The following is a 12,443-nucleotide window of genomic DNA, read 5'->3' as shown; positions in this document are numbered from 1 at the left end:
AGGAAAATGAGACTCGAGTTTTCAATTTATCGCTATAACCCGGATGTTGATGATGCTCCGCGTATGCAGGATTACACCCTGGAAGCGGAAGAAGGTCGTGACATGATGCTGCTGGATGCGCTTATCCAGCTGAAAGAGAAAGATCCCAGCCTGTCGTTCCGTCGCTCCTGCCGTGAAGGTGTGTGCGGTTCCGACGGTCTGAACATGAACGGCAAGAATGGTCTGGCCTGTATTACCCCGATTTCGGCACTCAACCAGCCGGGCAAGAAGATTGTGATTCGCCCGCTGCCAGGTTTACCGGTGATCCGCGATTTGGTGGTAGACATGGGACAATTCTATGCGCAATATGAGAAAATTAAGCCTTACCTGTTGAATAATGGACAAAATCCGCCAGCTCGCGAGCATTTACAGATGCCAGAGCAGCGCGAAAAACTCGACGGGTTGTATGAATGTATTCTCTGCGCATGTTGTTCAACCTCTTGTCCGTCTTTCTGGTGGAATCCCGATAAGTTTATCGGCCCGGCAGGCTTGTTAGCGGCATATCGTTTCCTGATCGATAGCCGTGATACCGAGACTGACAGCCGCCTCGACGGTTTGAGCGATGCATTCAGTGTATTCCGCTGTCACAGCATCATGAACTGCGTCAGTGTATGTCCGAAGGGGCTGAACCCGACGCGCGCCATCGGCCATATCAAGTCGATGTTGTTGCAACGTAATGCGTAATTAAATGTTGATGCCGGGGAAATCCCCCGGCTATTCAGGAAATCTTTAAAAACTGCCCCTGACACTAAGACAGTTTTTAAAGGTTCCTTCGCGAGCCACTACGTAGACAAGAGCTCGCAAGTGAACCCCGGCACGCACATCACTGTGCGTGGTAGTATCCACGGCGAAGTAAGCATAAAAAAGATGCTTAAGGGATCACGATGCAGAACAGCGCTTTGAAAGCCTGGTTGGACTCTTCTTACCTCTCTGGCGCAAACCAGAGCTGGATAGAACAGCTCTATGAAGACTTCTTAACCGATCCTGACTCGGTTGACGCTAACTGGCGTTCGACGTTCCAGCAGTTACCTGGTACGGGAGTCAAACCGGATCAATTCCACTCTCAAACGCGTGAATATTTCCGCCGCCTGGCGAAAGACGCTTCACGTTACTCTTCAACGATCTCCGACCCTGACACCAATGTGAAGCAGGTTAAAGTCCTGCAGCTCATTAACGCATACCGCTTCCGTGGTCACCAGCATGCGAATCTCGATCCGCTGGGACTGTGGCAGCAAGATAAAGTGGCCGATCTGGATCCGTCTTTCCACGATCTGACCGAAGCAGACTTCCAGGAGACCTTCAACGTCGGTTCATTTGCCAGCGGCAAAGAAACCATGAAACTCGGCGAACTGCTGGAAGCCCTCAAGCAAACCTACTGCGGCCCGATTGGTGCCGAGTATATGCATATTACCAGCACCGAAGAAAAACGCTGGATCCAACAGCGTATCGAGTCTGGTCGCGCGACTTTCAATAGCGAAGAGAAAAAACGCTTCTTAAGCGAACTGACCGCCGCTGAAGGCCTTGAACGTTACCTCGGCGCAAAATTCCCTGGCGCAAAACGCTTCTCGCTGGAAGGCGGTGACGCGTTAATCCCGATGCTTAAAGAGATGATCCGCCACGCTGGCAACAGCGGCACCCGCGAAGTGGTTCTCGGGATGGCGCACCGTGGTCGTCTGAACGTGCTGGTGAACGTGCTGGGTAAAAAACCGCAAGACTTGTTCGACGAGTTTGCCGGTAAACATAAAGAACACCTCGGCACGGGCGACGTGAAATACCACATGGGCTTCTCGTCTGACTTCCAGACCGATGGCGGCCTGGTGCACCTGGCGCTGGCGTTTAACCCGTCTCACCTTGAGATTGTAAGCCCGGTAGTTATCGGTTCTGTTCGTGCCCGTCTGGACAGACTTGATGAGCCGAGCAGCAACAAAGTGCTGCCAATTACCATCCACGGTGACGCCGCAGTGACCGGGCAGGGCGTGGTTCAGGAAACCCTGAACATGTCGAAAGCGCGTGGCTATGAAGTTGGCGGTACGGTACGTATCGTTATCAACAACCAGGTTGGCTTCACCACCTCTAACCCGCTGGATGCCCGTTCGACGCCGTACTGTACTGATATCGGTAAGATGGTTCAGGCACCGATTTTCCACGTTAACGCGGATGATCCGGAAGCCGTTGCCTTTGTGACCCGTCTGGCGCTCGATTTCCGTAACACCTTTAAACGTGATGTCTTCATCGACCTGGTGTGCTACCGCCGTCATGGCCACAACGAAGCCGACGAGCCGAGCGCAACCCAGCCGCTGATGTATCAGAAAATCAAAAAACATCCGACGCCGCGCAAAATCTACGCTGACAAGCTGGAGCAGGAAAAAGTCGCGACACTGGAAGATGCCACCGAGATGGTTAACCTGTACCGCGATGCGCTGGATGCTGGCGATTGCGTAGTGGCAGAGTGGCGTCCGATGAACATGCACTCTTTCACCTGGTCGCCATACCTCAACCACGAATGGGACGAAGAGTACCCGAACAAAGTTGAGATGAAGCGCCTGCAGGAACTGGCTAAACGCATCAGCACGGTGCCGGAAGCAGTTGAAATGCAGTCTCGCGTTGCCAAGATTTATGGCGATCGCCAGGCAATGGCAGCCGGTGAGAAACTGTTCGACTGGGGCGGCGCGGAAAACCTCGCTTACGCCACGCTGGTTGACGAAGGCATTCCGGTTCGCCTGTCGGGTGAAGACTCCGGTCGCGGTACCTTCTTCCACCGCCACGCGGTGATCCACAACCAGTCTAACGGTTCCACTTACACGCCGCTGCAACACATCCATAACGGCCAGGGCGCGTTCCGTGTCTGGGACTCCGTACTGTCTGAAGAAGCCGTGCTGGCGTTTGAATACGGTTATGCCACCGCAGAACCACGCACTCTGACTATCTGGGAAGCACAGTTCGGTGACTTCGCTAACGGTGCTCAGGTGGTTATCGACCAGTTCATCTCCTCTGGCGAGCAGAAATGGGGCCGGATGTGTGGTCTGGTGATGTTGCTGCCGCACGGTTACGAAGGGCAGGGGCCGGAGCACTCCTCCGCGCGTCTGGAACGTTATCTGCAACTTTGCGCTGAGCAAAACATGCAGGTTTGCGTACCTTCTACCCCGGCACAGGTTTACCACATGCTGCGTCGTCAGGCGTTGCGCGGGATGCGTCGTCCACTGGTCGTGATGTCGCCGAAATCCCTGCTGCGTCATCCGCTGGCGGTATCCAGCCTCGAAGAACTGGCGAACGGCACCTTCCTGCCAGCCATCGGTGAAATCGACGAGCTTGATCCGAAGGGTGTTAAGCGTGTAGTGATGTGTTCTGGTAAGGTTTATTACGACCTGTTGGAACAACGCCGTAAGAACAATCAACACGATGTCGCCATTGTGCGTATCGAGCAACTCTACCCGTTCCCGCATAAAGCGATGCAGGAAGTGTTGCAGCAGTTTGCTCACGTCAAGGATTTTGTCTGGTGCCAGGAAGAGCCGCTCAACCAGGGCGCATGGTACTGCAGCCAGCATCATTTCCGTGAAGTGATTCCGTTTGGGGCTTCTCTGCGTTATGCAGGCCGCCCGGCCTCCGCCTCTCCGGCGGTAGGGTATATGTCCGTTCACCAGAAACAGCAACAAGATCTGGTTAATGACGCGCTGAACGTCGAATAAATAAAGGATACACAATGAGTAGCGTAGATATTCTGGTCCCTGACCTGCCTGAATCCGTAGCCGATGCCACCGTCGCAACCTGGCATAAAAAACCCGGCGACGCAGTCGTACGTGATGAAGTGCTGGTAGAAATCGAAACTGACAAAGTGGTACTGGAAGTACCGGCATCAGCAGACGGCATTCTGGATGCGGTTCTGGAAGATGAAGGTACAACGGTAACGTCTCGTCAGATCCTTGGTCGCCTGCGTGAAGGCAACAGCGCGGGTAAAGAAACCAGCGCCAAATCTGAAGAGAAAGCGTCCACTCCGGCGCAACGCCAGCAGGCGTCTCTGGAAGAGCAAAACAACGATGCGTTAAGCCCGGCGATCCGTCGCCTGCTGGCTGAACACAACCTCGACGCCAGCGCCATTAAAGGCACCGGTGTGGGTGGTCGTCTGACCCGTGAAGATGTGGAAAAACATCTGGCGAAAGCCCCGGCGAAAGAGTCTGCTCCGGCAGCGGCTGCTCCGGCGGCGCAACCGGCCCTGGCTGCACGTAGCGAAAAACGTGTGCCGATGACTCGCCTGCGTAAGCGTGTGGCAGAGCGTCTGCTGGAAGCGAAAAACTCCACCGCCATGCTGACCACGTTCAACGAAGTCAACATGAAGCCGATTATGGATCTGCGTAAGCAGTACGGTGAAGCGTTTGAAAAACGCCACGGCATCCGTCTGGGCTTTATGTCCTTCTACGTGAAAGCGGTGGTTGAAGCCCTGAAACGTTACCCGGAAGTGAATGCTTCTATCGACGGCGATGATGTGGTTTACCACAACTATTTCGACGTCAGCATGGCGGTTTCTACGCCGCGCGGCCTGGTGACGCCGGTACTGCGTGATGTCGATACCCTCGGCATGGCAGACATCGAGAAGAAAATCAAAGAGCTGGCAGTTAAAGGCCGTGACGGCAAGCTGACGGTTGAAGATCTGACTGGTGGTAACTTCACCATCACCAACGGTGGTGTGTTCGGTTCCCTGATGTCTACGCCTATCATCAACCCGCCGCAGAGCGCAATTCTGGGTATGCACGCTATCAAAGATCGTCCGATGGCGGTGAATGGCCAGGTTGAGATCCTGCCGATGATGTACCTGGCGCTGTCCTACGATCACCGTCTGATCGATGGTCGCGAATCCGTGGGCTTCCTGGTAACGATCAAAGAGTTGCTGGAAGATCCGACGCGTCTGCTGCTGGACGTGTAGTAGTTTAAGTTTCACCTGCACTGTAGACCGACGTGGATAGGGTGTCGGTCTACGGTTTAAAAGATAACGATTACTGAAGGATGGACAGAACACATGAACTTACATGAATATCAGGCAAAACAACTTTTTGCCCGCTATGGCTTACCAGCACCGGTGGGTTATGCCTGTACTACTCCGCGCGAAGCAGAAGAAGCCGCTTCAAAAATCGGTGCCGGTCCGTGGGTAGTGAAATGTCAGGTTCACGCTGGTGGCCGCGGTAAAGCGGGCGGTGTGAAAGTTGTAAACAGCAAAGAAGACATCCGTGCTTTTGCAGAAAACTGGCTGGGCAAGCGTCTGGTAACGTATCAAACAGATGCCAATGGCCAACCGGTTAACCAGATTCTGGTTGAAGCAGCGACCGATATCGCTAAAGAGCTGTATCTCGGTGCCGTTGTAGACCGTAGTTCCCGTCGTGTGGTCTTTATGGCATCCACCGAAGGCGGCGTGGAAATCGAAAAAGTGGCGGAAGAAACTCCGCACCTGATCCATAAAGTTGCGCTTGATCCGCTGACTGGTCCGATGCCGTATCAGGGACGCGAGCTGGCGTTCAAACTGGGTCTGGAAGGTAAACTGGTTCAGCAGTTCACCAAAATCTTCATGGGCCTGGCGACCATTTTCCTGGAGCGCGACCTGGCGCTGATCGAAATCAACCCGCTGGTCATTACCAAACAGGGCGATCTGATTTGCCTCGACGGCAAACTGGGCGCTGATGGCAACGCACTCTTCCGCCAGCCTGATCTGCGTGAAATGCGTGACCAGTCGCAGGAAGATCCACGTGAAGCACAGGCTGCACAGTGGGAACTGAACTACGTTGCGCTGGACGGTAACATCGGTTGTATGGTTAACGGCGCAGGTCTGGCGATGGGTACGATGGACATCGTTAAACTGCACGGCGGCGAACCAGCTAACTTCCTGGACGTTGGCGGCGGCGCAACCAAAGAGCGCGTAACCGAAGCGTTCAAAATCATCCTCTCTGACGACAAAGTGAAAGCCGTTCTGGTTAACATCTTCGGCGGTATCGTTCGTTGCGACCTGATCGCTGACGGTATCATCGGCGCGGTAGCGGAAGTGGGTGTTAACGTACCGGTCGTGGTACGTCTGGAAGGTAACAACGCCGAACTCGGCGCGAAGAAACTGGCTGACAGCGGCCTGAATATTATTGCAGCAAAAGGTCTGACGGATGCAGCTCAGCAGGTTGTTGCCGCAGTGGAGGGGAAATAATGTCCATTTTAATTGATAAAAACACCAAGGTTATCTGCCAGGGCTTTACCGGTAGCCAGGGGACTTTCCACTCAGAACAGGCCATTGCATACGGCACTAAAATGGTTGGCGGCGTAACCCCAGGTAAAGGCGGCACCACCCACCTCGGCCTGCCAGTGTTCAACACCGTGCGTGAAGCTGTTGCTGCTACTGGCGCTACCGCTTCTGTTATCTACGTACCAGCACCGTTCTGCAAAGACTCCATTCTGGAAGCTATTGATGCAGGCATCAAACTGATTATCACCATCACTGAAGGCATCCCGACGCTGGATATGCTGACCGTGAAAGTGAAACTGGATGAAGCAGGCGTTCGTATGATCGGCCCGAACTGCCCGGGCGTTATCACTCCGGGTGAATGCAAAATCGGTATCCAGCCGGGTCACATTCACAAACCGGGTAAAGTGGGTATCGTTTCCCGTTCCGGTACACTGACCTATGAAGCGGTTAAACAGACCACGGATTACGGTTTCGGTCAGTCGACCTGTGTCGGTATCGGCGGTGACCCGATCCCTGGCTCTAACTTTATCGACATCCTCGAAATGTTCGAAAAAGATCCGCAGACCGAAGCGATCGTGATGATCGGTGAGATCGGCGGTAGCGCTGAAGAAGAAGCGGCTGCGTACATCAAAGAGCACGTTACCAAGCCTGTTGTGGGTTACATCGCTGGTGTGACTGCGCCGAAAGGCAAACGTATGGGCCACGCGGGTGCCATCATTGCCGGTGGTAAAGGGACTGCGGATGAGAAATTCGCTGCTCTGGAAGCCGCAGGCGTGAAAACCGTTCGCAGCCTGGCGGATATCGGTGAAGCACTGAAAACTGTTCTGAAATAAATATCTGTAATAAGAAATAGCCCTCGCCGCTTCCCTCTACAGGAATGGCGAAGGGCTGTCGGTTTCGACATGGTTGGCCATCGTATGATGGCCTTTTTTATGCCTTAAATGTTAACCACGGTCGAAATCTGACCGCTGGCTTGACTGCATGACCACAGCCACTGTGGATTGCCGCAACCGACCGCAAGCCACGAATAAGAACGACGGCGAATTTCGAATCGTTACCTGATGCACTGGCTTCCCAGCGTTTGACCGTAGCGTTAAGTAAATCAACAAAAGCGATGTTCACCGCTTATCGTCAAGTCGTGCCATTTGTCAGCCAGGATCGGGTCTTTACCCGGATATTGCAGCATCGCAAAAATTCTTAGAGGGATATGCTATAAATCAAAAATAAAATCTTTGTTGATTGTTTATCATAATATCCACAGATATGATAAATGATATCAATTTAATAATTTTCACTTAATGTGATTCCGGATAATTCGAAAGGCGCTGTGCTTTTCGGATTATTATTATCTGATTAAGATATTTGTCACGCCAGGCTTACTGGGTTATAAATGTCAATCATGATTCTTATAAATTATTTATTGCTGCTTTGGTTACCATTACTTCGTAATAAGTAATGTGTTTTTGATGGTTTAAACTATTTTTAAGGGACGGCATTATGCGAGGAAAAATACCTAAAACGGAGCTGCTGGTGACTTTTGAGGTCGTCGCACGTCATGAAAGTTATACCAGAGCGGCAGAGGAGTTAGCGTTAACCCAAAGTGCTGTATTCAGACAAGTGAGTGCGCTGGAGGAATTTTTACATACTCCGTTATTTTCACACTCTAAAAAACGTATTTTTCTTAATGATGCAGGGAAGTATTACCTGGGGATAGTAAAAGAAACATTAAATAAGCTGGAACGCGATACCAATACCATTATGACCTGGCAGCCTACGGTTCAGGTTATTGAACTTGCCGTTAATCCTACTTTTAGTACCCACTGGTTAATCCCAAATTTACATGAATTCACAAAGTTACATCCCGATATTATTGTTAATATTCATTCTTTAGCTAATAACGGCGATTTTCTTAATCGGGAGTACGATGCTGTCATTATGCGCGAAAATTTTTGCGCGCCCTGGGCGGAAGTAGAATATCTCTTTGATGAGGAGATTTTGCCGGTATGCAGCGGCAGTTTGCTTGCAATGTCCGATCAAAAACTGTCAGTGGCAGAACTGCTTACTGAGTTACCACTTCTGCATCAAAGTACCCGTATTACTGGCTGGGAAGAGTGGTTTGCCTTATCTGGCGTTAGCAGTCCGCTGGTCAACAACGGACCACGTTTCGATTTGCTTTCAATGCTGATTGCCGCCGTGCGCTCTAATCTCGGCGTGGCGCTGTTACCACGTTTCGCTATTCAACATGATTTGGATAGTGGCGATATGGTGATCCCCTGTGATGTGCCTATTCGTACCGGTAATCGTTTTATTATGACGTGGCAGGAAGAGAAGTCTGACTCACCGCACTTGCAGCAATTTCGTGAATGGTTGCTGGCGAAATCGGTTGTACCGCAGGAGATGTAAAACCTGCGCCTGGCGGGATGCCAGGCGCAGTTATTACCAGTCGATACCCGGCTGCGCCTGAATGCCGTTATCAAAAGCATGTTTGACGGGGCGGATTTCGCTGACCGTATCCGCCATTTTTAATATCTGACTGTGGCAACCGCGTCCGGTGACAATGACACTTTGTTGTGCCGGGCGGTTTTGCAGAGAAGCGATCACTTCTTCGGTGTCCAGATAATGGTAAGCCAGCATATAGGTCAGCTCATCAAGCACCACTAAGTCGTAACGCTTGTCAGCCAGCATCCGTTTGCTTTCCGACCAGACCTCTTTCGCCGCGTCGATATCCGCTTGCCGGTTCTGTGTCTCCCAGGTAAAACCGGTTCCCATAATATGAAACTCAACCCCGAGCGGCTGGAGAAGGTTGTATTCGCCGTTGTCCCATTGCCCCTTGATGTACTGCGCAACCCCCACCGTTTTGCCATGACCCACCGCGCGCGTCACAGTACCAAACGCGGCAGTGGATTTCCCTTTGCCATTGCCGGTGAAAACAATCAAAATCCCTTTTTTCTCTATCGCCGCCGCGATGCGCGTATCGACCTGTTCCTTCAATTTCTGCTGGCGTTGCACATGCCGTTCAGTTGAAATTCGCGCTTCCATTCATTTTCCTTAATGTCCCGCAGGGCAACTGGCGCAGCGGTGTTGCTGCTCAAACTGACTAAAGAAATTATTGCCTTTATCATCTACCAGGATGAATGCGGGCAGATTTTCCACTTCCATCATCCACACCGCTTCCATACCCAGCTCCGGGTATTCCAGGCAACGCAGACTTTTGACATATTCTTGCGCCAGTAACGCAGCTGCACCGCCAATACTACCCAGATTGAAGCCACCATGTTTGTGACAGGCATCGGTGACCTGCTGGCTGCGGTTACCTTTCGATAACATCACCAGACTGCCGCCAGCCGCCTGGAAGGTATCGACATAACCGTCCATTCGACCGCCCGTGGTTGGACCCAGTGAACCGCAGGCCATGTTTTCCGGTGTTTTCGCCGGGCCAGCGTAATAGACAATATGATGCTTCAGGTAATCCGGCATCGGTTCGGCGTTATCCAGCCGCGCTTTTATTTTGGCGTGGGCGATATCGCGTGCCACTACGATGGGACCACTTAACGACACGCGGGTGCCTACCGGTAATCTGGCGAGATCCTGCATCACGTCACGCAACGGACGGTTTAGATCCAGTTGTACATGTTGCGCGTGATTTTCTTCCCGCAGTGAGGCTGGAATATATTGCCCCGGATTGTGTTCGAGTTTTTCCAGCCAGATACCGTGCTTGTTAATTTTTGCTTTGATATTGCGATCGGCAGAACAGGAGAGCGCCATAGCTATCGGGCAAGAGCCACCGTGACGCGGCAGACGAATGACGCGAATATCATGAGCGAAATATTTACCCCCAAATTGCGCACCAATACCAAATTGCTGACTGACCTCGAGCAACACTTTTTCCAGCTCAATATCACGGAATGCTTGTCCCTGCTCGTTTCCGCTGGTGGGCAAATTGTCGTAATATTTCGTAGAGGCCAGCTTGGCAACTTTTAAGGTTTGATCGGCTGAAAGCCCTCCGACGACAAAGGCGATGTGGTAAGGCGGGCAGGCAGCGGTGCCCAGCGATTTCATTTTTTCGATTAAAAATGCGGTCAGTTTTTCTGGTTGCAATAAGGATTTGGTTTCCTGATAAAGTGCGGCTTTATTGGCGGAGCCGCCCCCTTTATTAACACAGAGAAAATGGTACTCATTACCAGCGACAGCGCTGATATCAATCTGCGCCGGGAGATTGGTTTGCGTATTGACTTCGGTATACATATCCAGCGGCGCATTTTGTGAAAAGCGCAGATTATTTTCCTGGAAAGTACTGTAAATGCCTTTGCTTAAGGCTTCAGCGTCGTTACCTCCCGTCCATATCTGTTGCCCTTTACTGGCAACAATAGTTGCGGTGCCGGTATCCTGACAGTTGGGTAATACCCCTTTTGCTGAGACTTCAGCATTACGTAATAACTGCAACGCAACGTATTTATCATTACTACTGGCCTGCGGATCGTTAAGAATGCTGGCGACCTGTTGCAAATGAGCGGAACGTAAGAAAAAAGAGGCTTCATAAAATGCCTGCCGGGCAAGCAGCGTTAATGCTTCAGGAGCGATTTTTATCACTTCTTCGCCGTCTAATTCCGTTACTGTAATATGTTGATCGCTAATTAATGTATATTCTGTACCGTCTTTATTTTGTAGAAACGGTTCTTGCCAGATAAATGGTTTGGACATATTTCACTTTTCACCTTAAACGTTAGTGTTACTTAATTGCCGTCTAACTTCATGATCCGGCTTATAAAAATGCGTAGTCATTGGCTTCTGATTGCTTAAGATCCCCCTCAGGGCAGAGCAACGTTCGATTCATTGGGTTTTAATGCTTTACCCCGACAACCCTCGCCGAAATGTTCGCCTTCCCACCGACTCACCATCGCAGCGCCCATTGCGTTGCTCATGACGTTTGTCGCGGAACGCCCCATATCAAGGAACGGATCAACGCCCATCAGCAAGATCAGCCCCGCTTCCGGAATATTGAACTGGTTGAGCGTGGCGGCGATAACCACCATTGAGGCGCGTGGTACGCCAGCCATTCCTTTCGAGGTCAACATCAGGATCAACAGCATGGTGATTTGCTCACCGATGGATAAATGGATATTGCAGGCCTGGGCGATGAAAACTGTGGCGAAGGAGCAGTAGGCCATTGATCCAACGAGATTAAATGAGTAGCCAATGGGTAAGACAAAGCTGGCAATTTTGGGGGAAACGCCAAATTGCTCCAGTTTTTCAAGCGTTCCCGGAAAAGCCGCTTCAGAACTGGATGTGGTAAATGCCAGCAGGGCGGGTTCCGAAAGGGCGCGGGTCAGGCGTCTGATGCAGGGGCCAACATAAACGATGGCCAGACCGATAAGCAGCACCCAAAGTAATAACATGGTGAAATAAAATTCACCCATAAAGATCCCGGCGCTCACCATAACTGCCAGTCCTCGTTCAGCAATCAATGCTGAAATAGCAGCGAATACGGTCAGGGGAGCGAAGAGCATGACGTAGCCAGTGAGCTTTAACATGGCATGTGCCAGCGAATCTAAGGCGTGAACGATGGCGCTGCCTTTCTCGCCAATCGCCGTCAGGCTACAGCCGAGGAAAATTGAGAACACCACGATTTGCAAAATTTCATTGTGCGCCATGGCATCGACAATGCTGGTGGGGAAAGCATGCGAAATAAATACTTTTAGCGTAAAGGGTTCTGACGCGACCACTCCGGTGGTTTCGGCTCCGTGTGCAACAAAATTAATTCCTGTGCCTGGCATGAAGAAATTTACTGTTATCAAGCCTAAGGCAATTGACAGCAATGAGGCGCAAATAAATAAAAAGAGTGTTTTAGAAAAAATACGACCAAGGGCTTTGGCATCTCCCATTTTAGCTATACCTACCACCAGGGTAGAGACCACTAACGGAGCGATAATCATTTTTATCAGTCGTAAGAAAATCGTCGTGAATATCGATATTTCTTGCGCATAGAGTTTTGCGGTTTCCGGTGAAGCAGTGTTATTGAGCACTACGCCGATAATCATTCCAAGTACCAGCGCCAAAAGAATCATCGTGGTTAAACTTATTTTCTTCATTTTTTCCTCCATCAGGTGCACCGCGATAAATCAGAATCAGGAGAAGTAGATGCCCGAATAGAGATTCAGGCATCTACCTGCTATTACAACCTTACAAATAG

General features: G+C 51.2%; 9 protein-coding genes. 6 read left to right on the top strand and 3 right to left on the bottom strand.

Annotation, left to right across the window (positions count from 1 at the left end; genetic code table 11):
• Positions 1-6 precede the first annotated feature (6 nt).
• The 6 genes from sdhB (at position 7) to ACJHYR_RS11770 (ending at position 8,656) form a co-directional block, all read left to right on the top strand.
• On the top strand, positions 7-723 hold the full coding sequence (gene sdhB, locus ACJHYR_RS11795) for a succinate dehydrogenase iron-sulfur subunit SdhB (protein WP_001235263.1): 717 nt from the start codon (positions 7-9) through the stop codon (positions 721-723).
• Positions 724-923: 200 nt separating this feature from the next.
• Entirely contained in the window at positions 924-3,725 is a 2,802-nt protein-coding gene (sucA, locus tag ACJHYR_RS11790; protein ID WP_001181473.1) for a 2-oxoglutarate dehydrogenase E1 component, read from the top strand.
• A gap of 14 nt (positions 3,726-3,739) precedes the next feature.
• Positions 3,740-4,957 carry a 2-oxoglutarate dehydrogenase complex dihydrolipoyllysine-residue succinyltransferase gene (odhB, locus tag ACJHYR_RS11785; protein WP_000099823.1) on the top strand — a complete coding sequence of 406 codons (1,218 nt, stop codon included), beginning with the start codon at positions 3,740-3,742 and terminating at the stop codon, positions 4,955-4,957.
• 93 nt (positions 4,958-5,050) lie between these two features.
• A complete protein-coding gene (gene sucC / locus ACJHYR_RS11780; RefSeq protein WP_001048602.1) occupies positions 5,051-6,217 on the top strand; it encodes an ADP-forming succinate--CoA ligase subunit beta in 1,167 nt (388 codons plus the stop codon).
• Positions 6,217-7,086, top strand: a complete 870-nt coding sequence (gene sucD, locus ACJHYR_RS11775) for a succinate--CoA ligase subunit alpha (RefSeq protein ID WP_000025458.1) — start codon at positions 6,217-6,219, stop codon at positions 7,084-7,086. Before sucC ends, sucD begins: the two co-directional genes overlap by 1 nt.
• A 664-nt stretch (positions 7,087-7,750) precedes the next feature.
• A complete protein-coding gene (locus ACJHYR_RS11770) occupies positions 7,751-8,656 on the top strand; it encodes a LysR substrate-binding domain-containing protein (protein WP_001214258.1) in 906 nt (301 codons plus the stop codon).
• 33 nt (positions 8,657-8,689) lie between these two features.
• Here the strand turns inward: ACJHYR_RS11770 and cobO are convergent, their stop codons facing one another.
• The 3 genes from cobO to ACJHYR_RS11755 form a co-directional block, all read right to left on the bottom strand.
• Positions 8,690-9,292, bottom strand: coding sequence for a cob(I)yrinic acid a,c-diamide adenosyltransferase (cobO, locus tag ACJHYR_RS11765; protein ID WP_000388202.1), 603 nt, complete (start codon positions 9,290-9,292; stop codon positions 8,690-8,692).
• A gap of 9 nt (positions 9,293-9,301) precedes the next feature.
• Positions 9,302-10,954: a class I fumarate hydratase gene (locus ACJHYR_RS11760; RefSeq protein ID WP_000042476.1), complete on the bottom strand. Its 1,653-nt coding sequence runs from the start codon at positions 10,952-10,954 to the stop codon at positions 9,302-9,304.
• A gap of 107 nt (positions 10,955-11,061) precedes the next feature.
• On the bottom strand, positions 11,062-12,342 hold the full coding sequence (locus ACJHYR_RS11755; RefSeq protein WP_000724204.1) for a dicarboxylate/amino acid:cation symporter: 1,281 nt from the start codon (positions 12,340-12,342) through the stop codon (positions 11,062-11,064).
• Positions 12,343-12,443 lie beyond the last annotated feature (101 nt).

It is taken from the genome of Escherichia sp. WS1450 (genome assembly GCF_046487395.1).
In the GTDB taxonomy this organism is placed as follows: Bacteria; Pseudomonadota; Gammaproteobacteria; order Enterobacterales; family Enterobacteriaceae; genus Escherichia; species Escherichia coli.
Note: the sequence above shows the minus strand (reverse complement) of the source record. Positions and strands in the feature narration are given on the sequence as shown.